Annotated in this window: 29 protein-coding genes; 2 read left to right on the top strand and 27 right to left on the bottom strand. The window is 42.6% G+C overall.

Features of this window, described 5'->3' with window-relative positions:
• Nucleotides 1-198: 198 nt before the first annotated feature.
• The 11 genes from ACOZ9X_RS12200 to ACOZ9X_RS12150 form a co-directional block, all read right to left on the bottom strand.
• On the bottom strand, nt 199-1,059 hold the full coding sequence (locus ACOZ9X_RS12200) for a Cof-type HAD-IIB family hydrolase (protein ID WP_423418410.1): 861 nt from the start codon (nt 1,057-1,059) through the stop codon (nt 199-201).
• A gap of 128 nt (nt 1,060-1,187) precedes the next feature.
• Nucleotides 1,188-1,319 (bottom strand): hypothetical protein, encoded by a 132-nt coding sequence (locus ACOZ9X_RS12195; protein WP_255520061.1) that lies wholly within the window; start codon nt 1,317-1,319, stop codon nt 1,188-1,190.
• Between the two features lie 96 nt (nt 1,320-1,415).
• On the bottom strand, nt 1,416-1,721 hold the full coding sequence (locus ACOZ9X_RS12190) for an AzlD domain-containing protein (RefSeq protein ID WP_066391480.1): 306 nt from the start codon (nt 1,719-1,721) through the stop codon (nt 1,416-1,418).
• The gene (locus ACOZ9X_RS12185) at nt 1,714-2,439 is read right to left on the bottom strand and encodes an AzlC family ABC transporter permease (protein ID WP_423418409.1); all 726 of its coding nucleotides are present in this window, start codon (nt 2,437-2,439) and stop codon (nt 1,714-1,716) included. Before ACOZ9X_RS12185 ends, ACOZ9X_RS12190 begins: the two co-directional genes overlap by 8 nt.
• Before the next feature lie 77 nt (nt 2,440-2,516).
• Entirely contained in the window at nt 2,517-3,581 is a 1,065-nt protein-coding gene (locus tag ACOZ9X_RS12180) for an undecaprenyldiphospho-muramoylpentapeptide beta-N-acetylglucosaminyltransferase (RefSeq protein WP_423418408.1), read from the bottom strand.
• 444 nt (nt 3,582-4,025) lie between these two features.
• Nucleotides 4,026-5,459: a dihydrolipoyl dehydrogenase gene (gene lpdA / locus ACOZ9X_RS12175; protein ID WP_423418407.1), complete on the bottom strand. Its 1,434-nt coding sequence runs from the start codon at nt 5,457-5,459 to the stop codon at nt 4,026-4,028.
• Entirely contained in the window at nt 5,460-6,734 is a 1,275-nt protein-coding gene (locus ACOZ9X_RS12170; protein ID WP_423418406.1) for a dihydrolipoamide acetyltransferase family protein, read from the bottom strand. It lies immediately after the preceding gene.
• 13 nt (nt 6,735-6,747) lie between these two features.
• The gene (locus ACOZ9X_RS12165) at nt 6,748-7,743 is read right to left on the bottom strand and encodes an alpha-ketoacid dehydrogenase subunit beta (RefSeq protein WP_423418405.1); all 996 of its coding nucleotides are present in this window, start codon (nt 7,741-7,743) and stop codon (nt 6,748-6,750) included.
• Complete coding sequence (gene pdhA / locus ACOZ9X_RS12160) at nt 7,743-8,807, bottom strand: pyruvate dehydrogenase (acetyl-transferring) E1 component subunit alpha (RefSeq protein ID WP_423418404.1); 1,065 nt, start codon at nt 8,805-8,807, stop codon at nt 7,743-7,745. Before pdhA ends, ACOZ9X_RS12165 begins: the two co-directional genes overlap by 1 nt.
• A 15-nt stretch (nt 8,808-8,822) precedes the next feature.
• The gene (locus ACOZ9X_RS12155) at nt 8,823-9,923 is read right to left on the bottom strand and encodes a Leu/Phe/Val dehydrogenase (RefSeq protein WP_423418403.1); all 1,101 of its coding nucleotides are present in this window, start codon (nt 9,921-9,923) and stop codon (nt 8,823-8,825) included.
• A gap of 93 nt (nt 9,924-10,016) precedes the next feature.
• Complete coding sequence (locus ACOZ9X_RS12150) at nt 10,017-10,412, bottom strand: thioesterase family protein (RefSeq protein ID WP_205724658.1); 396 nt, start codon at nt 10,410-10,412, stop codon at nt 10,017-10,019.
• A 154-nt stretch (nt 10,413-10,566) separates the two neighbouring features.
• Here ACOZ9X_RS12150 and ACOZ9X_RS12145 point away from each other — a divergent pair, with 154 nt between their 5' ends.
• Entirely contained in the window at nt 10,567-10,986 is a 420-nt protein-coding gene (locus ACOZ9X_RS12145) for an HIT family protein (protein WP_423418402.1), read from the top strand.
• 179 nt (nt 10,987-11,165) lie between these two features.
• Here ACOZ9X_RS12145 and ACOZ9X_RS12140 read toward each other — a convergent pair whose 3' ends face one another.
• The 4 genes from ACOZ9X_RS12140 to ACOZ9X_RS12125 all read right to left on the bottom strand — a co-directional run bounded on the left by ACOZ9X_RS12140 (nt 11,166) and on the right by ACOZ9X_RS12125 (nt 15,143).
• Nucleotides 11,166-11,585 (bottom strand): AhpC/TSA family protein, encoded by a 420-nt coding sequence (locus ACOZ9X_RS12140; protein WP_423418401.1) that lies wholly within the window; start codon nt 11,583-11,585, stop codon nt 11,166-11,168.
• Between the two features lie 156 nt (nt 11,586-11,741).
• A complete protein-coding gene (locus tag ACOZ9X_RS12135; RefSeq protein ID WP_423418400.1) occupies nt 11,742-12,461 on the bottom strand; it encodes an SDR family oxidoreductase in 720 nt (239 codons plus the stop codon).
• Between the two features lie 360 nt (nt 12,462-12,821).
• A complete protein-coding gene (locus ACOZ9X_RS12130) occupies nt 12,822-14,156 on the bottom strand; it encodes a sodium-dependent transporter (protein WP_423418399.1) in 1,335 nt (444 codons plus the stop codon).
• Nucleotides 14,157-14,192: 36 nt separating this feature from the next.
• Complete coding sequence (locus tag ACOZ9X_RS12125; RefSeq protein ID WP_423418398.1) at nt 14,193-15,143, bottom strand: NAD(P)H-dependent flavin oxidoreductase; 951 nt, start codon at nt 15,141-15,143, stop codon at nt 14,193-14,195.
• 66 nt (nt 15,144-15,209) lie between these two features.
• Between ACOZ9X_RS12125 and ACOZ9X_RS12120 the strand changes: the two genes are divergently transcribed.
• On the top strand, nt 15,210-15,725 hold the full coding sequence (locus tag ACOZ9X_RS12120; RefSeq protein WP_423418397.1) for a gamma carbonic anhydrase family protein: 516 nt from the start codon (nt 15,210-15,212) through the stop codon (nt 15,723-15,725).
• Between the two features lie 68 nt (nt 15,726-15,793).
• On the opposite strand, the gene paaX is transcribed toward ACOZ9X_RS12120, so the two are convergent.
• From paaX to paaA, 12 genes are all read right to left on the bottom strand, one after another.
• Nucleotides 15,794-16,687 carry a phenylacetic acid degradation operon negative regulatory protein PaaX gene (gene paaX / locus ACOZ9X_RS12115; protein ID WP_423418396.1) on the bottom strand — a complete coding sequence of 298 codons (894 nt, stop codon included), beginning with the start codon at nt 16,685-16,687 and terminating at the stop codon, nt 15,794-15,796.
• A gap of 193 nt (nt 16,688-16,880) precedes the next feature.
• A complete protein-coding gene (locus ACOZ9X_RS12110) occupies nt 16,881-17,657 on the bottom strand; it encodes an enoyl-CoA hydratase-related protein (protein WP_423418395.1) in 777 nt (258 codons plus the stop codon).
• 14 nt (nt 17,658-17,671) lie between these two features.
• Complete coding sequence (locus tag ACOZ9X_RS12105; protein WP_423418394.1) at nt 17,672-18,877, bottom strand: thiolase family protein; 1,206 nt, start codon at nt 18,875-18,877, stop codon at nt 17,672-17,674.
• Complete coding sequence (locus ACOZ9X_RS12100) at nt 18,877-19,749, bottom strand: 3-hydroxyacyl-CoA dehydrogenase (protein ID WP_423418393.1); 873 nt, start codon at nt 19,747-19,749, stop codon at nt 18,877-18,879. The genes ACOZ9X_RS12105 and ACOZ9X_RS12100 overlap by 1 nt, the downstream gene beginning before the upstream one ends.
• Nucleotides 19,750-20,079: 330 nt before the next feature.
• Entirely contained in the window at nt 20,080-21,585 is a 1,506-nt protein-coding gene (locus ACOZ9X_RS12095) for an aldehyde dehydrogenase family protein (protein ID WP_423418392.1), read from the bottom strand.
• Nucleotides 21,586-21,612: 27 nt separating this feature from the next.
• Nucleotides 21,613-22,386 (bottom strand): enoyl-CoA hydratase-related protein, encoded by a 774-nt coding sequence (locus tag ACOZ9X_RS12090; RefSeq protein ID WP_423418391.1) that lies wholly within the window; start codon nt 22,384-22,386, stop codon nt 21,613-21,615.
• A 13-nt stretch (nt 22,387-22,399) separates the two neighbouring features.
• Complete coding sequence (locus ACOZ9X_RS12085; protein ID WP_197190801.1) at nt 22,400-23,176, bottom strand: enoyl-CoA hydratase/isomerase family protein; 777 nt, start codon at nt 23,174-23,176, stop codon at nt 22,400-22,402.
• Nucleotides 23,169-23,474, bottom strand: coding sequence for an EthD family reductase (locus ACOZ9X_RS12080; RefSeq protein WP_066235887.1), 306 nt, complete (start codon nt 23,472-23,474; stop codon nt 23,169-23,171). Before ACOZ9X_RS12080 ends, ACOZ9X_RS12085 begins: the two co-directional genes overlap by 8 nt.
• Before the next feature lie 37 nt (nt 23,475-23,511).
• Entirely contained in the window at nt 23,512-24,012 is a 501-nt protein-coding gene (gene paaD, locus ACOZ9X_RS12075) for a 1,2-phenylacetyl-CoA epoxidase subunit PaaD (RefSeq protein WP_423418390.1), read from the bottom strand.
• A gap of 26 nt (nt 24,013-24,038) precedes the next feature.
• A complete protein-coding gene (gene paaC, locus ACOZ9X_RS12070) occupies nt 24,039-24,845 on the bottom strand; it encodes a 1,2-phenylacetyl-CoA epoxidase subunit PaaC (protein WP_423418389.1) in 807 nt (268 codons plus the stop codon).
• Nucleotides 24,842-25,189, bottom strand: a complete 348-nt coding sequence (paaB, locus tag ACOZ9X_RS12065; protein WP_066391438.1) for a 1,2-phenylacetyl-CoA epoxidase subunit PaaB — start codon at nt 25,187-25,189, stop codon at nt 24,842-24,844. Before paaB ends, paaC begins: the two co-directional genes overlap by 4 nt.
• A gap of 23 nt (nt 25,190-25,212) precedes the next feature.
• Nucleotides 25,213-26,178: a 1,2-phenylacetyl-CoA epoxidase subunit PaaA gene (gene paaA, locus ACOZ9X_RS12060; protein WP_328085819.1), complete on the bottom strand. Its 966-nt coding sequence runs from the start codon at nt 26,176-26,178 to the stop codon at nt 25,213-25,215.
• Between the last annotated feature and the right edge of the window lie 55 nt (nt 26,179-26,233).

Below are 26,233 nucleotides of genomic sequence, written 5' to 3'. Positions count from 1 at the left end.
ACTTAGTGCTAAAGCTCCTATACCCGTTTTTAATAGTTTCTTCATCATGCTGCACTCTCCCTTTGTTATAAGTGAACTACTATGTCACTGTAACAAGGGAATGTGAACCTGCTTTTTCATTTCTGTAAATCACATGTGAAGTTTTTGTATACAAAAAAAGCTAGTCCGAAATGTTCGAACCAGCTTTTGTAAGTGTTATTATTTTTGTTCTAAGAATTTCTTGATCGCAAACGAGACGCCACTCTCGTCGTTTTCTTTCGTAACAAATGAGGCCATCTCTTTTACCTCATCAACAGCATTTCCCATCGCTACAGGAAAACCTGCCACTTCTAACATGGAAACATCATTATAGTTATCGCCGATTGCCATCGTGTCTTTTAATGAAATTCCTTTAAGCTCAGCATACCGTTGAACCGCCACACCTTTTTGTGCTTCACTGTTCGTGATCTCTAAGTTGTTATCAGCAGAAGCACTGACTGCGAGAGAATCAACACCTTTTAAATGCTGAAAAGCACGTTGAAGCTTTGCAGTATCACTAGAAAACGCAAGAAATTTATAAACTTCAATTCCTTCCTCACTCAGAAGTTTATCAAAATCTCCAACAACACTCACTAAACCTAGGCGGAAACGACGAAGAGCCGCTTTTTGAACATCGTCATCTGTAGCCTCTGGATTGGAAGTTAATACGATATCTTTCATCACTTCGTAAGCTTTTTCACGATTATCTGTAAACGTTCCTTTGCTCGTGTAGAGTTCATAATAAATATCTTCTTCGTCCAGAATTTTTTTTATATCCTTGTACTGCTCCAACGTTAACGGAATGGAAGAGAGGATCTCCCACCCTTCAGATCGAATCTCTGCGCCATTCACGCAAATAAGTGGCAGATGAAGATCTGCATCTTCTAGCGTATGTTTGGCTTCATCATAAGAGCGACCTGTAGCGATGACAACATGATGGCCATCTTTTACAGCATTTTTGATGGTTTCACTGTTCTCTTTTGTAACTTTTAACTGTCTATTAACTAGAGTTCCATCCATATCAATTGCGATTAATTTCATCTAAATCATCCTTTATTGCTTAGTCCATTAGTAAGTGTACCCATAATTGAAAGCTTGTTAATCATTATTTGAAGCTTATCAGGTAACAAAAAAAAGAGCTATAGATAGCTCTCCGATTTTACAAATTATTAATCTTTATAGATAAAAGATTGTACAACGTCCGTTACAGCATGGAAAATCTCGACGGCTTGAAAAGAGAGTACAGATAAAGCTGAAACGGAAAACAAACCAATTAGTACAAAACGAACTAAATGAGGCATCTTGTATCTCCTCCTTTTAATTGTGATTATACGCCCACCTTTTCAACAAATCAATTCATAAGGTGTAATATTTACAAAGTAAATTATGACAATATCCTACAAGAACGTATAACCGTACAAAACGAAGATAGAAGATAGCACGACCACGATCACATTTAAGTTCAACCAAGCCGCGATAAATGCTGCAGCAGCACCTATTCCCCCATATAGATAATTTTCTGGATTGATGGTGAATACACCTGGAAAAATGAGAGCACCTAATATAGCAAAAGGAACGTTCTTCAATATCCCTTGTATCCTTGGATGGAGATGATTCGTATGAAAGAGAACGAGCGGCAACATCCTAGGAATATAGGTTACAATTCCCATTCCGACAATTACCCATATTAATTGTTCACTCATCTCTCTCATCTCCCTTCATAAAAAACTCGATTGAAACAGCAGCAATTAAAGTGGATAGAATGATTCCCCATCCACCTTTTAAAGTTGGAACCAATGCGAAGATCGAATTTAATACGGCTGCACTTGCGGCAAGAGCAATGACTTTCTTGCTTTTTTTTGCAGCAGGTACGAGTAGTGCGATAAACATCGCATAAAGCGCGATCCCCATACTATCTTGCAGTGATTGCGGAAGTGCCGCTCCCATCACATAACCTACCCCTGAAAAGATTACCCAACAGCTGTATGCAATGATTCCTAAGCCAAGCAAATAGCTTCCCGTGATTTTTTTTTCGGATGAGGTCGCAGCTACAGAAAAAGTCTCATCCGTAATGAAAAAAGCATAGACCGCACGCAGCCATTTAGGGTCATCCTCAGCACGCTCCTTGAGAGAAGCACTCATCAGAAGATGCCTAATATTCATAATGAAAGTGGTCAGGATTAGTTCTGCAGCACCACTCATTGCTACAATCATCGATAAGGCAATGTATTGTGAAGCACCTGCAAACACGATAACACTCATGCCTATCGTTTCAAAAAGACTTAACTCTGCAGCTTTAGCGAGCAGACCAAATGTAAATGCAACTGGCATGTAGCCAATAGCGATCGGCAAACCAGCTTGAACACCTCTCTTCCAGTATGCAGGTGTTTCTTCTCTATGTACGGAAGGGCTTGGCATCATCTTTTTCATCTCCGTTTTATAAGCTGTGGAAGCTATTAAATTGTAAGGGGTCTGTCCCCGGGACAGACCCCTTATCATTATTTCTGTCCTGTGATCGTGCGTAGAATAAGGTCTACACTATCAGAAGCTTTAAACGTGTCCATGTTTTTCTTCATCTGCTCTTGATCAGCTTTCAGATCTTTTAAAGAGGTGATCAATGTTACTTTCGTAAGTTCTTCTTCATAAAGAACGTGACAATAGCCTTGTTTTTCAAAGGATTGCGCATTAAGGATCTGATCTCCTCTACTCGCCGCTCTTGAAAGGGGGATAAGCAGCATCGGTATCTTAAGCGTCAGCCACTCAAAGATACTGTTCGATCCAGCACGTGAAATCACAAAGTCCGTTGCTGCAACCACATCTGGAAGTTCACTTTGAATATACTCGAACTGTCTGTAGCCTTCTGTATTTACTAAACTTTCGTCTACGTTTCCTTTTCCGCATATGTGTACGATCTGATAAGAACGTAATAATTCCGGCAGAGCTTCACGAAGAGCTTCATTGATCTTACGCGCACCTAAGCTTCCGCCCATGATTGTGAGTACAGGTAGATGGTTTCGGAAACCTAAGAAAGACAAACCTTTTTCTCTAGTACCTTGGAGCAGTTCATCTCGGATCGGTGAACCCGTTACAATCGCTTGCCCTGCAGCAAAATGTTTCTTCGCTTCATCAAACGTAACGAAGATCTTCGAAGCAAATTTAGAAGAGATCTTGTTAGCCAAGCCAGGTGTAATATCTGATTCATGGATGTAAACAGGAATGTTACGCATCCATGCGGCGATAACCACAGGTACAGCCACGAAACCTCCTTTTGAGAAAACAGCATCTGGCTTTATTTTTCCGAGCTTAAAATAAGCTTGTGCAACACCAGCTGCCACTTTAAAAGGATCTTTTATATTTTTTAAGTCAAAATAACGACGAAGTTTCCCACTCGAGATTCCATGATAGGGGACGTTCGTTCCATCTTGTATCAAACTTTTTTCTATACCATCAACAGAACCGATGTAATTCAAGTCCCATCCCATCTTCTCCAATTTAGGTATTAAGGCCAAATGCGGCGTTACGTGTCCAGCTGAACCACCGCCAGTTAAAACTAACTTCTTCAAACAGCATTCCTCACTTCTTTTATATCCGTCGTGCTCATTAAAGACGGATGTTATCTTATCGCCATTTTAATATATGTAGCCTAAAAAAGAAAATGGCATGTGAGTGATAATTGTTTGTTAATTCTGATTGATTTTCACGTTTCTTTGGTTATGGATGAAAGTTTTAGTAATTTTAGTTCATGGGTAGCCTAAATAAACGTCATTTAGCTCATCAAAAATCAGTTTCTACTAATACCAATGGTGGTATAAGCATATCTAATTCAAGATATTCTTGAATTAATCCTAGAAATTCCGGACTTATTCCAGCGAGTTTTAGCAATAATCCGGCGAGTTTTGATCATATATCGGCGAGTTGACATTGTTCGACAAACTCAAGACTCCATATACCCTCAACCCCAACAAAAAAACGGCCTACAAGACCGTTTTTTTACATCATCAAAACACTCAAACAGAACTTTTCTCTTTCTTACGTGCTGGCGGTACATGAATCGCTTTTCCACTCACACTCTCAATCGCTTCAAGCCAAGCTTCGTTCAATGCTGGATGCGCATAAACCGGGTAAGCCAGATCTTCTTCACGCGCAACCATCTCAAGTGCGAACGTCCCAGCTTGAATCATTTCAACAGCGCCTGCTCCCATCATGTGAATGCCAAGCACGACATCACTCTTCGCATCCATCACCATCTTGGACAGACCTTCTTTTTGACCGAGGATGGAAGCAAACCCATTGCCGCTCATTGAAAATTGCCCCGTCTTCACTTCATAGCCTTCTGCTCGGGCTTGCTCTTCTGTCAGACCAACGGAAGCAATCGGCGGATTCGTGTGCACCACATAAGGAACAAGGCTTAAATTGAATGCGGACTGCATTCCTGCAATATGTTCAGCTGCCGTCTTTCCTTGTTTGATCGCTTTTGAAGCTAACTTCATCCCGATCGTACAGTCACCGGCTGCGTATATGTTAGGAACAGAACTTTGGCTATGTTCATTTACGATAATAAAACCACTCTCATCTCGCTCTAACGAAATTACATCAAGACCAAGTCCATCTACATTTGGTAAATAGCCAGCAGCATACAATAAATGGGAAACTTCAACAGATACTTTTTCAGCACCATCTTTGTTAAGCGTAACGGTTACTGTATGATCAGCTTCCTCAGCTCCATCCCATAAATGATTCTTGAAAACTTTTATCTTATTTTTCTTTAAAACACGCTGCAATTCTCTTTCAATACTAGCATCTAAACCAAAACCTTCAGCAGGAATGACTATACTCACTTCACTACCGAGCTGTCTATATGCCATTGCTGCCTCTAGAGCGAAGTAGTCTTCACCATAGATGAGTAAAGATTTTGGAACCTCCTTCAACTCCCATAACGTGTGCGGTGTCATGATTCTATGTGATAAAGTTGCTTGTTTCGGTAGGATCGGTGAACTTCCAGTCGCGATGAGCGCGTGCTCAAATTCATACATCTCAAAATGATGACCTGAATCAATTCCTATTCTCTCACCGGACATAAAAGATGCTGTCCCTGTTAAATGCTCGACTTTGTTTGCTTTTATCAGGGCTTCTACTCCCTTTTGTAGTCCAGTTACGACCGAAGAATAGTAGTTTGAGAATGTATCATATTCAAAACTGGCTTCCGAAACTGAAATCCCCATGTTTTTATACTGAGAAAGGCTTGAAAAGTTAGAAGCAGATTGTGTAAGGCTCTTTGAAGGAATACATCCTTTATGGAGGCAAACGCCGCCTAACTTTTCTTTTTCAATAAGCGTAACTTCCATTCCAAGCTGTGCGGCACGAATCGCGGCATGGTATCCGCCAGGTCCGCCTCCGATAATAACCAGTTGTCGTTTTGTTGCAAAGTCACCTACAACCATCTATATCAGCTCCAGTGTCATGAAGTAAGGATTCTCGATGAGTTCTTTTACACGGTTCGTGAACATGACAGCCGTTGCACCGTCAGCAACGCGGTGGTCAAACGACATGGATACGTTCATCATAGAACGGATCACGATCTCATCTCCGATCACAACAGGCGTTTTCTTTGTTTTATGAAAAGCCATCAGCGCAACTTCAGGATGATTGATGATCGGCGTAGCCGCGATCGAGCCCAGCGGACCAACGTTTGAGATCGTAAACGTGCTTCCTGTTAGATCAGAGCCTTTCAGCTTGTTCGTCTTAGCACGTGTGATCTTGTCTTTCATGTCAACCGCGATGTCTCGTATATTTCTCTGTTCAACTTGTTGGATTACCGGTACGATCAAGCCCTCATCAGAATCTGTGGCGATGCCGATATTCACGTTTTTCTCAAGACGAATAACTTCTTTTTCTTCATCCAGCTTTGCGTTAAAAATAGGGAAATCTTTTAATGCGATCTGAATCGCTTTTACGAAAAACGCTGCAACAGACACGTTCATGCCACGCTTGTTATCTGGGTCCATCGTTTTAAGCTGTTTCTTCAGATTCATAACAGCTGTTACATCGATCTCTTCAAAATGCGTAACGTGCGGAATCGTCGCAAGAGATTGAACCATTTTCTTCGCGATCTGTTTCCTGCGTCCTTTAAACGGAATTTCTTCCGGGTCACTTGTTGAAAATACTTTAGTCGGAGTAGTTGCTTTTTCTTCGACAAAATCATGTGGTGTTTCCTCTGTTTCTGTTCCTGAAGGCTGTTCAATAAAGTTATAAACATCTTGATCTGTCACACGTCCACCAGGTCCTGTACCCACGATCTGTTCGATATCCACACCGTTTTCACGCGCAATTTTTCTTGTATAGGGAGCAGCTAGAACACGTTTGTTCAATGTTGCGATGCCGCCCGAAAAGGCAGTGTGACTTGGTGCTTTAACGATTTTTTCAACGACCGGCTGATCTTTGTTTTCTGGAGCGTCTTCCGCTTTTGGGGAAGACGGCGTAGATGCAGCATCAATCGTTAAGATGACAGATCCAACGGTTACGACATCTCCCTCTTTTACCTTGATGTCTTTAATCGTTCCGGCTGCTGGTGAAGGCAGTTCGGCTGTTACTTTATCTGTTTGAACCTCTACTAATGGCTGATCAACTTTAACAGAGTCTCCGGCTTTTACGAAAAAGTGTATAACTTCTCCTTCGTGCATTCCTTCACCGATATCATGCAATTTAACTTCTACCACTCACACTCACCTCCTAAAATTGCGTTACTTTTTCAATAGCTTGAACAACACGATCCGCACTTGGCAAATAATGATCTTCTAGTGCAAACATTGGGACCGGAGTATCAAAACCTGTTACTCGTTCGATCGGCGCTTTCATATAAAGGAAAGATGTATCATTGATCAACGACATGATCGTTTCTCCAAGACCACCCGTTCCCGGTGCTTCGTGAACAATGACGGCACGACCCGTTTTTTGTACACTGTCAGCGATCATTTCTTTATCTAACGGATAAAGTGTACGAAGGTCGATCACGTCACACTTGATCCCTTTTTCTTCTGCAGTCTTTGCAGCTTTCATAACGACTTCGATCATGGCGCCATAAGCAAAAATTGTTACATCGCTTCCTTCTTGAAGGCGAGCAGCTTTTCCAAGTGGAACATTATACTTTCCTTCAGGAACATCCATCTTCGTACTTCTGTAACAACGCATCGGCTCTAAGAAAAGAACAGGATCAGGATCTTCAATCGCTGAAACAAGCATTCCTTTTGCGTCATACGGATTAGATGGAACAACAACCTTCATTCCTGGCATCCCCGTAAATAAAGCTTCAACAGAATCAGAATGGATTTCAGGTGCGCGTACCCCTGCTCCAAACGGTGCCCGAATGACCATTGGCACTGTAAAATGTCCAAGTGTTCTCGCACGGATTCGAGACGCATGAGTCATGATCTGATTGAACGCAGGATAGATAAAACCAAGAAACTGCATCTCAGCGATCGGTTTAAAACCATTCATCGCAAGCCCGATCGATGTACCGATAATGCCAGATTCAGCAAGCGGTGTATCAATGACTCGCTTCTCTCCAAATTCAGCAACTAGACCATCTGTTGCACGGAACACTCCGCCGTTCTGTCCAACATCTTCACCTAGCACGATTACGTTCTCGTGCTCTTTCATCATCACTCTCATGCCGTCTGTTACAGCTTGAACCATCGTTAGTTTTTTCGTATCTACTGCCGTTGTCATTAGCGATCACCTCTTGAATGAGCGTATGCTTCTTTTTGGCTTTCGATCGGCCACGGATTTTCCGCAAACACATGATCAAACACATCGTTATAATGTGGCGCTGGTGTTTCTTCCATTTCTTTAACTGCTGCCTCGATCTCCAGCGTTAGTGATTCTTGGAGGTCAGCCGCCCACTTCTCATCCCACATGTTTTCGTTCTTCATAAATCGCTCTAGTCTAAGAATCGGATCGGTCGTTTCACGACGATTCACTGATTCTTCTTGGTTTCTATATTTGGAAGGGTCATCTGCTGTCGTATGAGCTCCATAACGCCACGTTACAGCTTCAATCAACGTTGGTCCTTCCCCTTTTCTGGCACGCTCGACCGCTGTACGCGTGTGGAAATATACAGCGAACACATCATTACCGTCTAATCGAACGCCTTCCATCTCATACGCTACTGCTTTTTGAGCGATCGTTTTACTTTTCATCTGCTTTTCGATCGGTACAGAAATGGCAAACCCGTTATTTTGATTAAAGAAAACAACTGGAGCGTTGAACACACTCGCGAAGTTTAACCCTTCATGAAAATCACCTTCTGATGTGGCTCCATCTCCAAAGTAAACGATAGAAGCACGATCTGTACCTTTTAACTTTTCAGCCCACGCGGCGCCCGTCGCATGAAGAAGCTGTGATGCGATCGGAACGGCTGGAGGAAAAATGTTCTTTCCTTCAGGAGGAATACATCCTTCTTGGCGGCCTTTCCAATAAAGAAAAAGCGTTTTTAGCGAATGACCAAATGTCATCGTTGCCGCATGATCTCGATAAGTCGGAAACATCCAATCGCCTTCACCCATCGCCATCGCGCTTCCGATCTGTGACGCTTCTTGCCCTTCGAAAGGAACGTACGTACCGATCCGTCCTTGACGCTGCAAGTTTACCCCTTTACGGTCAAAAAGCCTCGAACGAAGCATCTTCGTGTAAAGTTCTTTCGTTAGTTCCTCTGTGATCTCACTACGGTATGTTTCGTCATTCCACTCACCGTTCTCATTAATGATCTGCATCTTTGGAAATAACTTTTCCATGGATAAATTCCCTCCTTAGTTTCGAACTTGCCATTTTGGTCTTCGGTTGTGAGCGAAAAAGCTGTTTCGTTTTGATCGGGCTGCAAGTTTTTCCTCACAAAAAAGATTTGCTGCTTCCATCGTAGATATCTGGTTCTTCGTGCTCTCACTATAGATCTGTATCAGACTGTCATAGATCGCTCTCGTTTTTGTTAAGACACGAGCTTTATTCGGTCCATAAAGCTCATCAGCTACCTGGATGAGCCCTCCTGCGTTCACAATATAATCCGGACCGTATAGGATTCCTTTTTGTTGCAGGTAAAGCCCATGTTTATCTTCTAAAAGCTGATTGTTGGCACTACCAACTATCGCTTTAACTTTCAACTGTTCAATCGTCTCGTCGTGAATGATTCCTCCTAGTGCACAAGGAATGAAGATGTCAGCGTCCACCCCGTAGATGTCGCTTCCCTCGACTACCTCCACATTTCCAGGCAGCAGTTCTGCTCGTTCTTGAATCATCTTTAACGCTTTTTCGTTAATATCCGTAACATAGATCTGTGCACCGGCAGCGAGCAGTTGCTCTGCGACCTTAAACCCTACTTTTCCTAATCCTTGTATCGAGTAGGACTTACCTGCGAGTTCATCTGTTCCTTCGAGAGTCTGAATCGTAGCTTGAAGGCCGTATATAACTCCTTGTGCTGTTGGAACAGAAGAGTCGCCGCTGCCGCCATATTCCTCGGGTACCCCGACGATACAGTTTGTTTCTTTTAACGCGTGAACAAAATCATCAGGCGTCGTACCCATATCCGTTCCTGTATAAAAGCGACCGTTTAAAGAATCTACAAACTGTCCGAATGCACGGAACAACTCTGGTGTACGATCAGTCGTGGGGTCTCCGATAATGACCGATTTACCCCCACCGAAGTCAACATCTGCACCTGCACATTTGTATGTCATACCTTTTGACAGTCTCAGAACGTCTTCAAGTGCCTCATCCACCGATCCGTATGGTCTCATTCTGCATCCGCCGAGTGCTGGGCCTAATGTTGTGTTATGTATAGCGATAATTGCTTTGAGACCTGTTGATGGATCGTTACAAAAAACAACTTGCTCATGCTGTGATATTTTTTCAAACATGTGTAAATCCCCCTAGTATGTCTCTCGTTTCTCTAATTCTTTTTCGCTTTGCTGCTTTAAAGTGTAAGCGCTTTCATTTTTAGATAAAAAAATTTAAATCTTCATTTCTTTAATTTTTTGTGAGATTGCTTCTCGTGGCAGAATATATTGTGTTACTTCTCCTTCACCTGCAATTGCCTTACCGTTATAGACGGTCACATCACATATGACAGCTTTGCCTTTTACTTCTCTTAACGTTGCCGTTACAGTAAGCTCAGCGCCTTCTGGTGTCGGAGCCATATGCTTGGCTGCAACTCCTCCGCCGATTCCTTCTTCATGCTCTTCAAGATATGGCAATATAATCTGTCTCGCTGCCCATTCCATATGATAGACCATGCTAACCGTTGAATAGGCTGGGTGGACAAGCTTTCCTTCAAATTGAGCAAACATATCGGGTGTAACGGTAGCTTTGATGGTCGCACTATGGCCGACCTTCATGCCTGATTTCATGCACACACCTCATATCTTTCATCTAATTTATATAACGTTTTCTTAACGTAATCATAACATTCTGTGTGATATCTGGTCAATGAATCCCCAGAATTGTTTGATTTGTAAGAAATATGAAAAATGTGCAAAAATGGTTATGGAGGTGTTTTTATTAATGGATGATTGTATATTTTGTGATCCTATGAGTTTTCCTGAACAAAAAATAGTATTAGAGAATGAAAGTTGCTACTTTCTGCAAAGTCCGAGAGCTCAGGACATTTTAGAAGGTGCGGGATTGATTATTCCAAAATCTCATAAACAGACTGTATTTGATTTAAGTGAAAAAGAATGGAGAGATACATATGAGTTGATGCAGCAAGCAAAAAGCTTGCTAGACTCAGAGTTTGCACCTGATGGCTACAGCACGGGATGGAACGTAAATCCAGTTGGTGGTCAGAGCATTCCACACGCACATTTTCATATCATCCCTCGATTTGATGACGAGCCTTTTGCAGGCAGAGGCATTCGTTCGTGGATCAAGTCTGAGGAGAACCGCAGACCGGGCAGTGTAGGTAAGATTTATAAAGAGAGCTGATATCTGCTATTCCTTTTTTATGTGATTGACGATTATTTTTATGTGATTCATCATCTTTTTTATTTGATTGATCACCATTTTTATGTGATCGACGCTATTTTTTATATGATTAAGTTTACGGAAGCTTCCTTCTGCATAAAAAAGCTGATACAGCACATGCTGTATCAGCTTTTTCCTTATCATTTCCGCAACTGCTTTAATACTTCGTCAACTTTCGCATGATCTTCAGGAGTGTCATCCATGTGCTTCCACAAAACCTCTCCATTTCGATCGAACAGCCATGAACTTCCTTGAATGTTCACATCTTGATTTTTCACTGCGCTTAAGAAATGCTTTCTTTCCTTCTTATCTTTAGGCACAATGTCTCTTACCTTCACTTCACCTTTTAAAAGATCCGCACCTACAGACAACATACTTTTCAAAGTCGTCATATGGTGGTTCCCCATCTCCTCATATAGATCTAGCTCAGGATCACCATAGATTTCAAACGGAAATGGTCCATGTACATTCATGAATTCTTGAATCTGTTCACGATTTGCTGGTGATACGACAACAACTTTTACATCTGAACGTTCAAACTCCTCAAATGACTCACGCAACTGCGCAAGGAACTCTTGATAGTATGGTCAGCCAAGGTGTCTGACTAACACAACGAATGTTTTATCTTCACCGAACAACTCATCTAGCTTTACAGATTTTGAACCTTCAATGGATAGCACTGCCTGATCTAGTTTCATCGTGATCGCCTCCTCGTATTAAACGTTCGGATATTCCTGAGAAAGAGGGTGTAGCATGATCTCATCTACCACCATGTGTTTTGGTGCGCTTGCCATATACGCTACAGCTTCTGCGATATCATCTACTTTTAGCCAATCTTCTTTGAAATCAAGACCTTGTTCAGAATCAGCAAAGTACGTATCGATCGCTCCTGGATTCACCGTGCCTACACGAACGCCAAATTCTCTGAGTTCTTGTGCAAGAGACCCCGAAAATCCTTGAACCGCATACTTTGTAGCTGTATAGACAGAGCCGTTCGCAATCGTTCTGCGACCCACATCTGATGAGATCGTGATAATCGTTCCCTCTTTTCGCTCTTTCATGTGTGGAACAACTGCTGTACTACATAAGAATACACCTTGTACGTTGACTTCAAACATTTTTTGAAAATCTACTAATGAATGTTCTTCTGCCAATTTAAACTGACCGATGCCAGCATTATTTACTAAAATATCAATGTTTCCAAAAACTTCAAACGTTTGTTTAAATAGTTCTGCTACGTCCGCTTCATTCGTCACATCGGCTTTTATGGGAAGAACATCGTAACCTTTAGCTTTTAACTCTTCTCCCGTTTTGAAGATACCATCAGACGAACCAACGATCGCTAATTTTGCTCCTAATGTTCCTAGCTTTTCTGCAATAGCTTTCCCACACCCGCGAGTTGCTCCTGTTACTACTGCTGTTTTGTTTTTTAGCATTTATTAAACTTCCCTTCACTTCTATGTTTCACAAATTCTATTATTAACACAAAAAAGGCGCTAAAACCAATTATGGTCCGCGCCTTTCTCGTTTTATTAGCTTTTCTTCAAGTCTGTTTTAGCATAAATTTTGCTTTATATGAAAGTAGTTGATCTCCGTTTCAGACGCTCGCTTTCCGGGGGGCGTGCGGTGAGCCACCTCGGCACTTTGCGCGCTTAGGTGTCTCACCTGTCCCGCTAATCCCCCAGGAGTCTCGCATCTTACACTCCAAACTTGTCAAAGATGCATTAGGTAATACTCAGAAAGTCACATTCTTCAAGACAATAAGCTAGTTTTATTATAAAGCAAATCGTATATCTTTAAAAAAGTCCAAGCATGTTAACGAATACGATGATGATTACAACAGGAACAACATAACGGATCAGCATGAGCCATAGCGCAAAGCCTTTTACCGAAACAGAAGAACCTGCTCTAAACTCTTGAAGCAGCATCTCTCTAGGATAACGATAGCCTACAAACAACGCGATGAACAACGCACCTAAAGGAAGCAGGATGTTACTAACTAAGTAATCGAGTTGATCAAAGATAATCTTGTCAAACAACGTAAAATCTGACCATACGCCATAAGATAAAGTAGATGGTACTCCAAATGCAAAGATAAGGATACCAATGATCCATGACCATTTTGCACGGTTCTCTAGTTCACCCTTTGTGATTGATGCAACGATGATCTCTAACATCGAGAAAGCTGATGTAAGGGTTGCAAACAAGAACAGCGCCAAGAACACGATAAAGAATAACTGTCCAAAAACAATCTGATCAAATACGGCAGGAAGTACAACGAACAGCAATCCAGGTCCTTCTGTTGGCTCTAGACCTAAAGAAAATACACCTGGGAAGATCGCTAAACCTGCTAATAAGGAAATCAATACGTTCAGCAATACGATAGTTGTTGCTGATTTTGTAAGACTTTCTTTTTTACTCAAATAAGAGCTGTACGTTACCATTACAGAGATACCAACACTTAATGAGAAGAAAGACTGACCTAATGCAAACAGGATATCGTCTCCACCGATCTTAGAAAAGTCAGGAAACAAGAAAAACTTTACGCCTTCCATCGCATTATCAAGTGTAAGGGAACGAATGATCAATACAGCAAACAAAACAAAAAGAGCTGGCATCATGATTTGGTTTGCTTTTTCAATACCGTTCTTAATCCCACGACTTACAACGAAAATCGTGATTATCATAAAGATGAACTGAGAGATCAAAACCGGCCATGTACTCGAGATTGACTCTCCGAACATTTGACTAAAGTCATGATTAAAGAAGTCCCCGGAAAAACTTTTACCAAGGTAGAGTATGATCCATCCACCGATTACACTGTAAAATGATAATAAGATAAATGCTGTCGCTACACCCATTCTGCCTAACCAAGGCCATGCAGAACCTGGCGCGATCTTTCGATAAGCAGAAACCGCCTCTTTTTGTGCACCTCGACCGATAACAAACTCAGCCATTAATAGCGGAAAACCGATTAGAAACGTAAACAATAAAAAGAGAAGGAAAAAAGCTCCCCCACCACTAGTACCAGCTACATAAGGAAATTTCCAAATCGCACCGAGTCCGATTGCTGACCCTGCTGCAGCTAGAATAAAAGCTAATTTCGACGTCCACTGGTCTTGCTGATTCATAATTACATACACCCTCCTGTTACTAATACTACTGAATTAGATGAAACGATTGTTTAACATACTTACTGCTTCTCTTGCTTCTTTCATCATGGTCTCTAGCAGATCTTTTACGCTCGGCACATCTGAAATCGCACCCGCGATCTGACCGCTATTAATAAAACCGTTCTCCAAGTCCCCTTTTACAGCTCCTAAAATATGATGATCTTCTGAGGTGTGTGTAATAAACTCTTCAGGTGAGACGCCATTTTTTTCAAGTTGAATTAACTTTTGAGCATAAGGTGTATCATAAATCCTTCTGATCTTTCCAGTTGAGCGGCCAACGATTAACGTATTTGTATCATCTGCTTCTACTAAGGAAGTTTTGTATTTCTCATGAAATGGTGCTTCCTTTGTTGCGATGAAACGAGTTCCCATCTGAACACCTTGTGCACCAAGAGCAAAGGCAGCTGCCATACCGCTCCCATCTGCTATCCCTCCAGCCGCGATGACCGGAATAGTTACACTCCTTGAGACCTGAGGCAATAGAACAATCGTCGTCGTCTCATAAGGTGAGTTAAGTCCCGCAGCTTCATAGCCTTCAGCTACTAGCAGATCTGCTCCTGCTGCTTCTGCTTTTTTGGCATGATAGACAGAAGCTACAACACAGATAACCTTCAATCCATGTTCCTTTAATTTCGGTATGTAAGGCGCTGGATTACCTGCAGATAAGGAAACAACTTCCACTTTATGTTGGATCAGAAGTTTTAGAATTTCTTTTACATTTGATGCAACGGTTAAAGGTACATTAACAGCAAATGGCCTGTCTGTCATCCCCTTTGTTGCAATTATCAAATTTTCTACCTCTTCAGGTGACATCGTACCAGCACCGATTGTGCCTAACCCACCTGCATTTGATATGGCAGAAGCTAGTTCTGCATTACTAACATTTCCCATTCCGCCTTGAAGGATCGGATACTGAATGTTTAACAATTCACAGATGGAATTCAAATTCTCCACTTCCCATTCTAACCTTTGTTATACTGAACCTATAACCTGTTACGAGGGAGGCTCATTATGAAATACACGTTTAATGGCAAAACACCAGATGTTCATGAAAGCGCTTTTATCGCGCCTGGGGTTCACTTGGTTGGCGACGTTACAGTAGAAGAAGGAGCAAGCATCTGGTTTAACTCCGTTCTTCGAGGTGATGAAGGACCGATCTCCATCGGTAAAAAGACTAACGTTCAAGACAATTGTACGCTTCATCTCTATGAAGGATATCCCCTCATTCTAGAAGATGAGGTGTCGATCGGTCACAACGTCATCCTGCACGGATGTACGATAAAAAAAGGCGCACTCGTTGGCATGGGGTCTACCATTCTTGATGGTGTAGAAATTGGTGAACAAGCCTTCATTGGTGCGAACACACTGATCTCTCCCGGCAAAAAAATCCCGCCGCGTGTCATGGTCATGGGTTCACCGGGTAAAATCATACGCGAACTGAACGACGATGATCTAAAGCTCATTCAGCTTACGATCGACACGTATTATGAAAAAGGGAAACAGTTCCGTGATGAATTAAAAGAATAGTAGAGAAGCACTTTCGTACGATAGCTTGCGAAAGTGCTTTTTTTTAGTTGTCCATTCTAGCATTCTTTTTAAGGCCGGTTCTCCTGAATAAGAGGATGATTAAGAGCATCAAACTCTGAATCTTTCTTTAGATCGTTTCCATCCGAATAGATGCTCTCAAAGAAACGGCTAGCCGGTCCTGCTAGTGCACGGTAATAATCACTAAAGAGCGAAGCCGCATGATCACCTAGCCATTCTGCATGAAGAAGCTCCTTCGGAAGACCTGGATCGATAAACAGGAACTTACGGTATTCGTGAACAAGCTTTGTACGCTCTACAAAGCACTCTCCGTCTGTCATCTCACCTTTTTCAATCTTATTCTTATCGATCACATATTTTTGAGAATACGTTACGATGAACTCGTTGTATTTCTCGTTAATATCATTCAGATCCCAACACTCAGAAACTAGCTTTTCATTCTCATTCGGCCCATTGTAAACAGCTGTAAACGAATGAACATAGTCTTTGATCTCATATTTATCGATCATCGATTGAATCTGCTCAGAGTATGCGTGCGGTGAGATCCAGAAACTGTTAGCGAGTAGACCAAATCCACTCCAGACCAGTTCCTTTCGAAGCTCATCACGAATACTTCTTTTCTCTTCAGGAATCGTATAGGTGAACATCATCCATTCGCCGTTCCACGGTTCCTGTTGCGCGTTAAAAATTCTCTTTGCTGCTTCGTCCATCCGCTTTTTTCCACGCTCAGTTAAAAAATAATAACTTTTATTTCCTTGTTTTCTAGCTGCGATCCACCCTTGCTTATTCATTCTGGAAATCGCTGCTCTTACGGCCTGTTCGTTGTGACCAAACTCTTCTAACAATCGAATCAAGCTGCCGATCCATATCTCACTGCCATAATGCCGGATATAGTCTCCGTATAATGTGAATATCATGGAGCGTGTGTTTAAACTATTCTGCATGTTCATACCCTCATTTGTTCCTGTTATTGTCTGTACAATCCTACCATAAAGAAAACTGGACTAACATTAAGTCTTTCACGTCAGAACACTTCGTTGCACTTATATTATCAAATTAAATCTGTAACCTCATTGAAAATAATCGGTACAAGAAAGTTATACTCTATGATAGTGGAATAATTGAGACAGAAACAAGTTACTCTCCCTTAAATACAGGCGGTCTTTTTTCTCCAAAAGCAACGAGTGCTTCCATTCGATCTTTCGTAGGAATCGTCACTTCATACGCTTTCGCCTCAATCGCGAGTCCTGTCTGCAGATCAACTTCTGTTCCATGCTTGATCGCATACTTTGCTTGCTGAACGGCTACTGGTCCATTCTTCATAATAAGACCAGCATAGTTTTCACAAAACGCCATCAATTCTTCTCGTGACGTCACTTGGTTTAAGATGCCGTATGAAAAAGCTTCTTCCGCCATCATCTTTTTCGCAGTTAAGATCAGTTCCATCGCTTTCGCTTGACCGATCAGTCTTGGAAGACGCTGAGTTCCTCCCGCACCAGGAATGATCGCCCAACTAAGTTCTGTCAGACCCATCGACGCTTCTCTCACAGAAACCCTCAGATCACAAGCAAGAGCTAATTCGAAGCCTCCTCCAAAAGCATGGCCATTGATCGCACAGATCGTAGGCTGCGGCAACGCTTCAACAGCAGAGAACACATCGCGGATCTTACGTACATTTCTTCTTACTTCTGATTCACTCAGTGTTCGGCGCTCTTTTAGATCAGCTCCTGCACTGAATGCTTTTTCCCCTGCACCTGTAAAAATTACAACGCGAACATCGCTGTTATGATGAATGTCCTCTACTACTTCTTCAAGCTCTTTTAACGTTGAAAAGTTAAAGCAGTTCAAAACTTCTGGACGGTTTAAGGTTACATATGCAACATAATCTTTTACTTCGTATAAAATAGCACTCATGTTAGATGACCCTCCTATTCATTGATCGCTTCAACTACGGAAGCAATACCTTGACCAACACCGATACACATTGTTGCTAGCCCGTAGCGCGATCCTTGCTTTTTCATTTCTTGAATAAGCGTTGTTAAAATACGTGCACCACTTGCCCCTAGCGGATGGCCGAACGCAATCGCACCGCCGTTCACGTTAACTTTGTTAGAATCTAGTTCCAGCTCTCTCATACAGGCAAGCGATTGTGACGCAAAAGCTTCATTCAACTCCACCAAATCTAGATCAGCTATAGAGAGACCTGCACGCTTCAGTGCTTTTTTGGAAGCTTCGATCGGGCCTACACCCATTATAGCGGGCTCAAGACCTGCAACACCGGAAGATACATATCGAGCCAAAGGTTTTAATCCTAACTGATTCGCTTTTTCACGGCTCATTAAAAGTAAGGCAGAAGCTCCATCGTTGACCCCAGACGCATTTCCTGCGGTGACGCTTCCGTTTTTAAACAACGGTTTAAGCGTACTAAGCTTTTCGAGCGACGTTTCAGGACGAGGGTGTTCATCTTCTGTAATCCACGTTTCGTTTCCTTTTCGGTCTACTAATCTTACAGGAACAATTTCTTCTTTAAAACGGTTCTGTCCAATAGCTTCTTTTGCTTTCTGCTGAGAATCATAAGCGAATTGATCTTGTTCTTCTCTTGTAATTCCATATTTCTTCGCTACGTTCTCTGCTGTTTCAGGCATAGAATCTGTACCGAATTTTTCATGCAAAAGCGGATTAACAAAACGCCATCCGATCGTCGTATCAAACATTTTCATATCCCCACGAGGATAGTCAACTTCAGGCTTCCCCATCACGAGTGGTGCACGTGTCATGCTCTCTGTTCCACCCGCGATGAAGATATCTCCTTCACCAGCCAAGATGGCTCTGGCACCGTAAATGACTGCATCCATTCCAGATCCGCATAAACGGTTGATCGTCGTTCCCCCTACCTCTACAGGAAGTCCGGCGAGTAAAGCAGACATTCTTGCCACATTACGATTATCTTCTCCTGCTCCGTTTGCGTTTCCGAATATCACTTCTTCAATCTCGTGGACAGGAAGTTCAGGGTTTCTTTCAACAAGCGCTTTAATTACCACTGCACCTAGATCATCGGGACGAACCGTTTTTAGTCCACCTTTATATCGTCCTATAGGCGTACGAACAGCATCAACGATGACGACCTCTCTCATCACTTTTTCACCCCGTTATCTTCCGTGTTATAGTCGTATACCCCTTTACCTGACTTTCGGCCAAGTCTCCCCGCCTTAACATACTTCACCAAAAGTGGTGCCGGACGATATTTTTCACCTAACGTTTTATGAAGGTAGTTTAAATTGTTCAGTCGTGTATCAAGCCCTACTAAATCTCCAAGCTCAAAAGGTCCCATCGGAAAATTTAAACCCAGCTTGATGGCTTTATCGATGTCTTCTGGCGTTCCTACGCCTTCTTGCAGCATATAGAACGCTTCATTCCCAATCATAGCTGAAATTCGGCTTGTAACAAATCCTGGGAACTCGTTAACGGTTACGGTTTCTTTCCCCATTTTAACAGCTGCTTCTTTCGCAAGTTCAACCGTCTCATCGTTTGTTTCATGCCCACGAACGATCTCAACGAGTGGCATCCTATGAACTGGGTTAAAGAAATGCATCGCGATTACTTTTTCAGGACGTTTCGTAAATGAACCTATTTCTGTCGGACTCATCGTAGAAGTGTTTGTCGCAAGCACACAATGTTCAGGTGCAGAACGGTCTAGTTCTTCAAAAACAGCACGCTTGATCTCTATGTTTTCTGGAACAGCTTCGATCACTAAGTCTGCACCGCTAACGGCCGCTGAGAGATTCGTAGCATACGAAAGTCTTGCTTGCGCTTCTTCAGCCACACTTTGTGATAACTTTCCTCGAGATACTGCTTTTGAAAAAATAGAATCGATCTCTTTTTTAGCATTTTCAAGTTGCTCTACTTTTACATCAACGAGTTGAACTTCAAAACCGCCAACTGCGCTCACATAGGCGATTCCTCTTCCCATCACACCAGATCCGATGACTACAGCATTTTGTAACAATAGTCTCTCCTGCCTTTCTTTTAAACAAGTGTTTAACGTTTTGTATGCAATGATGCTTTTGAAAGTGGTTGATTTCCGTTCCAGGATGCTCGCTTTCAAAAGCGGTGCAGGCGGTTAGCCCCTTGCCGCTTTGCGCCCTTAAGGGTCTCACCTGACCGCCAGTCCCGCAGGAGTCTCGCACCTTGCACTCCAACCAACTGGTCATTGAAGCTAAAGATAAAGAACCTTTTTAAATAAAACATTGTATAAAAAGCGAGCACGATGGCCCGCTTTTTCAAGTTTGTTACTAGATCTCTCAACGTAAGTTAACAGAGCTAGACATAAACTAAATTACAGATTAAAAGGATTCAATGGACGTGATCCTGTGTAGGATACGACGCTCTTAGTTTCTGAATAAAGATCAAGTGTTTCAATGCATAACTCTCGGCCGAAACCTGATTGCTTGTAGCCGCCGAACGGTGTTCCTGGGAATGCAGAGAACGGTGAGTTGATCATGATCGTTCCAGCTTGAATCATGCCGGCAACGCGTGTTGCTTTCGCATGGTCTTTTGTCCAGATCGCTGCTGCTAGACCAAAGTCTGTGTTGTTCGCTAGCTTTACCGCTTCTTTTTCATCCTTAAACGTTGATACAACCACAACCGGCCCGAAGATTTCTTCTTTAACTACTTTCATTTCTTCATTTACGTCTGTAATGATCGTCGGAAGATACCAATGACCGTTTTCATATCCGTCGACTTTTGCACGTCCGCCACCTAAAAGGATAGTTGCTCCTTCTTCTTCAGCAGATTTTACGTAGCCGTCGATCACTTCAAGCTGGCGATCTGAAATAATCGCTCCAACATGCGTACCTTGATCGAGCGGATTACCAAGTACAAGTTTTTTCGCTTTTTCAACGAACTTTTCCATGAACGTGTCATATACACTTTCTTCGATATAAAGACGAGAACGTGCCTCACATGATTGTCCTGTATTATAGAAAATACCGAATAACGAGCCGTCAACAGCTGCATCAAGATCTGTATCGGCAAAAACTAAGTTAGGAGATTTCCCGCCAAGTTCAAGCGTTACACGTTTTAATGTTTGAGACGCTTTTGCCATGATGTCTTTTCCTGTTCCCGTCTCACCCGTGAACGCTACTTTATCAACACCCTCATGTTCAGCAAGGTACGAACCTACTGTAGCTCCGTCACCTGTAATGATGTTTACAACACCTTCTGGAACACCCGCTTCGTGGCAGATTTCCGTCATTACGATGGCTGTGAGTGGTGTTAAGCTAGCAGGCTTTAAGATAACAGAGCAACCTGTTGCGATCGCCGGTGCGATCTTCCACGCTGCCATCATCATCGGATAGTTCCAAGGAATAATCTGTGCGCATACTCCTAGAGGCTCTTTTAATGTGTAATTCATGAATGGTCCTGGCATAGGGTTCACAGCACCACGGTGGCTGACGATTGCACCCGCATAGAACTCAAAGTCTTCGATCGCTTGCATGACTTGCCCTTGTGCAGCGCTTAATGATTTTCCGCTGTTTAAGATTTCAAGCTCAACAAGTTCGTTATAACGCGAACGCATGATGCTAGCGATCTTGTTCATCGTGCGAGAACGCTTGTTTACAGGAGAGCGCTTCCATTTTCCTGTTTCAAAAGCTGTTCTTGCCGCCTCCACAGCACGATCAACATCAGCTTTAGTTGCTTTTGCTACTTTCGCTAACGGTTCACCTGTTGCCGGGTTATATGTAACAAAGTATTCTCCCTCAGATCCACTAACACTTTGTCCGCCGATTACCATTTCATATACATCACGTTTAACTGCTTTAACTTCTGTCTTTGTGCTCATGTTCTCCACTCCTTTTGATCTGGATGTCTATTTTCCTGTGAATGCTGGTTTTCTCTTTTCTATAAATGCATGTAGACCTTCTTGATGATCCGCTGACTCTCCAGCAATTTTTTGCGCTTGTGCTTCATATTCCAGCACTTCGTTCAAATCGCTTTCCCAGCTTTTATTCATATAGCGTTTGATGAGGCCGATTGCTTTTGTTGGCATGTTTGCTAGTTTCTCAGCGAACGTTTCCACTTCAAGCATGAACTCTTCTTCGCTTACCGTTTTTGTTACAAGTCCAAACTCTTTTGCTTGTTGAGCGGTGATCTTCTCACCTAACACAGCTAGCTCCATCGCTTTTGCATGACCGACTAAACGAGGCAAGAAGTATAGATTTCCTGAGTCAGGTACGAGACCCACATGAATGAACGCTTCTATGAAACTCGCTTTCTCACTTGCGATACGAAAGTCACAAGCTAGAGCGAGACTCATTCCTGCACCAGCTGCAACACCGTTCACAGCTGCGATTACAGGCTTCTCCATGGCAACTAGTGCTTGAACAATCGGATTGTACCCTTTACGCAGAACATCGCCATAATCAGCGCCCTCTGGTGAACCAGTTAGATCTTGACCTGAACAGAATGCACGCCCAGCGCCCGTTATAACAACGGCTCTTACATTGCTGTCTTTGTTTGCTTCTTTTATCGCTGAAACCATTTCCTTATGCATGAGTGATGTGAATGCATTGAGTTTATCCGGACGATTTAAAGTAATCCAAGCCGTTTTTCCTCTTGTTTCGTAACTGATCGTTTCAAACATGTTCATATCCCCTCTACTTCCCTTTAAATTCTGCTGGACGCTTTTCAACGAAAGCCTTCATGCCTTCTTTTTGATCCTGAGACGAGAATAATAGATAAAAGTTTTTACGTTCGAACTGCATGCCTTCGTGTGTGGAATAATCAATAGACTTATAAACAGTCTCTTTTATTAAACGAGTAGATAATGGCGCTCTGGATGCTACAATCTTCGCATACTTTTTCGCCTCGTCCACAACAAGTTCAGGTGCGATGACACGGTTGATCACCCCGTATTGAAGAGCTTCATCTGCTGTCATCGGATCACCGAGCCATAGCCACTCAAGCGCTTTTTTCTGCCCCATCAGCTTTGTAAGTTTCACAGTGCCACCAGCACCTGGCATCACGCCAAGCTTGATCTCAGGAAATCCAAACTGTGCGTTTTCTGCAGCAAAAAGAATATCTGCACATAATGCTAGTTCAAACCCTCCCCCAAAACAGTAACCATTAACAGCACCGATGATCGGCTTTTTTATCGTTGCGAGACGATCCCATTCTTTAAACTGATTTAATAGTTCAAGAGAAACGGCTGTATCTTCTTTCATCTCATCAATGTCAGCACCTGCTGCAAAAGCACGCTCACTGCCAGTTAAAACAATTGCTTTTACCTCATCATTACGGTCAAAGCTTTCAAAAGCATCTAATAGTTCCGTAACCATCGGCCGGTTGATCGCGTTCAACACGCGCGGCCTGTTTAATTGAATGGAGGCGATCCCATCTTCAACAGAGGTTAGAATTGTTTCATAATTACTCATTGATTTCCTCACCGATCATGAGCGTTACAAGTTCAGCCGCAAAGCTCATCAAGTCTTTTCCAGAAGCTTTCCCTTCATCAGACTTCATCGCTGCCTTCAAAGCATCGTGATCGTCATAGTACATTTCACAAAGAATGTGATAGTCGCTTTTGCCCATTGGCGAACCAACGATTTTCGTTACTTCCATTTTACGAAGTCCAGGGATCTTTTTTGTAATCTCTGTATGATGTCCAAAATAGTGCTCGTCGAACTGCTCCAAGTTTTCCGGTGTTTTGTAAAGTGCGATTAGTTTTACCATGTGTGTTTCCTCCCTATTTTTAAATTCATCTTTTGTCTTACCCCATGTCAGCAACAGGTTTCATCGCTTCAAACGGGTTCTTGCACGACTTGCAATAAAGGATACTTCTGCAGGCTGTTGGGCCAAAGATATTTTCCATCGTTACGTATGTTGATCCACAATACGGACAATCGATCTCCCAAGGCTCACCCATTACATGGTTAGCTGGTGGAGGCGAGATGCCGAACTCTTTTAACCTTTCTCGCCCGTCTGGTGTAATGCGGTCTGTTGTCCACGATGGTGTAAATACAAATTTCACTTCTGCTGAAGTAATTCCTTCTACATTTTCAATCGCTTTTTTAATATCTCGTTCGATGATGTGCAGAGCTGGACAGCCAGAGAACGTAGGCAGAACAGAAATCCTTACCCTATCATCTGTCACGTCAACTTCGTGCACCATCCCGAGATCTAATATACTGACAGAGGCGATTTCAGGATCTTTTACATCCCCAAGCGCGTCCATCACACGATCAGTCATGCTGCTTTTCAATTCGGACACGTGGTTCATCTCCTTTCTAAATCGTCTTACCAGCCAGTAGCGGGATTTGTTGCATAAACTTCAGACAATGTTAAAGTGGCTTGTTTCAAGTCTTCGGTGTGGACACCGTTTCGACCGTTGCCTCTTTCCATGCGCGGTTCACCCGAATAAGATGCACCTACTTCTTTTAAGACAGCTTCAATCTTGTTGTTCCATCGCTTTTTCATAACGTTCTCATCATCAATAAAGTTTGCTTTTACGATGTCTTCATAATACTGTCCGAGAGTAAGAACTCCGCCAAAGTCTTTCCAAACCTTTTGGATAGCTGTTGTCATTCGCAGGGTCGCTTCCTCTGTACTCGTCATAAGCTGTTTGAACCAGATCTCCCAGTGCATCAGGTGGTAATACTGCTCTGTCATGATCTTGCGTGCAGCTTCTGCTAGAGGTTCATAGGAAGAGTGACGCAGTGAATTTAGACGTATATGTTTGTGTACGGCGTAAAAGTAGTTGCGTACGACAGTGAACGCCCAGTCATAATCTGGTTCTTTTAAGTACGTTCCAGGTCCGTTCACTTCTTCTAGAATGATTGCATTACGAAACTGGTCAGGCGATCGTAAGTGAGCGATTCTGTCAGCTTCACCTTCTCCAAGGTTCTCTAGCAAGTTATAATACAGGTTTGCGTGCCCCATCATATCTTGTGAGATGGATGAGAATGCAACATCCTCTTCAATATGCGGTGCTAGACCAAGCCACTCCGATCCGCGAAAGGCAAGAAGAAAATCATCGTCTGCAAGCTGATAGAGAAGCTCGATCAATGCTTTCTTTTCTTGTGGTTTTAACGTTTCCTGTGTCATGAATTGTCTCCCCTTCCGCCAAGGATGTGCTGTTCGGTAAACTGCTCCTGATTATAGTCGCGCCACTTCTTCTTTAGATAGCCGTATCCTTTTGTTTCTCTATATTGTTTATCTAGACGTTTAAGCATCTCTCTTTCGTCTTGGTTAAGCCCCCTGATATTCTCTCTTTTCACAACCCAGATGTCAGCGACCGTTTCTCTTCTGAAAAAGTTCTCTTTTGCCATGATGAGCGCCATATCCGCGTTTGGTGCTAAAAGGCTGAAGCTATGCTGAAACGGAGATTTGTCTGTTTTTTTGCTGAATACTTCATACACGTTATAAAACTCATTTGTTGATTCGTTCACCTTTGTTTCTCTCCTTTCCGCTGTTAGATCGCCTTTTTAGCAGCTAGTGCCGCCCGTACCCACTCGTTATTTTTGTATGATCGGCGGCGAAGATCTAAACGATTCTGTGATTGTGGTCCGTTACCTGAAACGATCTGTTTGAACTTGCTCCAGTCAGCGTCCTTATAGATCCACATCTGGCTGTCTTCATCAAAACGGATCGTATCGTCTGGAATCGTTAACCCAAGCGACCAAATACGCGGAATATATTTAGTGAAGAACTCTTGTCTAAGGTCCTCGTTTGTTTTGGTACGAATTTTGTACATGATGTTCTTATCCGCATTCGAGTTTCCAGTTTCTTTTGCAGACTTTGGTCCGAAGAACATGATCAGTGATTCCCACCAGCGGTTTAATGAATCCTGAAGCATTTCACGCTGTTCCGGCGTTCCTTCAGCCATCGCTAAAATGATGCTCTCCCCATGCTGTGCATGGAAGACTTCTTCTGCACAGATACGCTTTAAGGCTCTAGCGTATGGACCGTAAGAAGAATCAAGCATCATGCTCTGAGAGATGATTGCCGCTCCATCAACAAGCCATGCGATGATTCCCGCATCTCCCCATGTTGGAGCATCCATATGAAACACGTTATGAAACTTTAATTTACCTGAAAAAAGATCTTCCATGATGTCGTGGCGGTTCTTGCCAAGAGGCGCCATCAAATCTTCTGCCACACGAAGCAAAAGCTGTCCATGTCCCATCTCATCCTGAACTTTTGCCATGATCGCTAGTTTACGGTGGAGAGAAGGCGCTTTCGGTACCCACTCTTTTTCTGGGAGCGCTCCCATAATTTCCGAAATGCCATGCATAGAAATCAAACGAATCAGCTGCAAACGATAATCTTCTGGCATCCAATCATCCGGTTCGATCTTTTCACCGGCATTGATCCGATCAAGAAAATGAGTCATCTTCTCTTCTTCACTAAGCTGATTAAAACTCATACCAACTGTCATGTTGTTTCCCTCCTGTTATATTACGTTTATTTACCGTAATTATAAATTAACGTCA

It is taken from the genome of Fictibacillus nanhaiensis, from assembly GCF_049537595.1.
Lineage (GTDB): Bacteria > Bacillota > Bacilli > Bacillales > Fictibacillaceae > Fictibacillus > Fictibacillus nanhaiensis_F.
The sequence above is the reverse complement of the archived record's forward strand: the minus strand, read 5'-3'. Positions and strand labels throughout refer to the sequence as shown.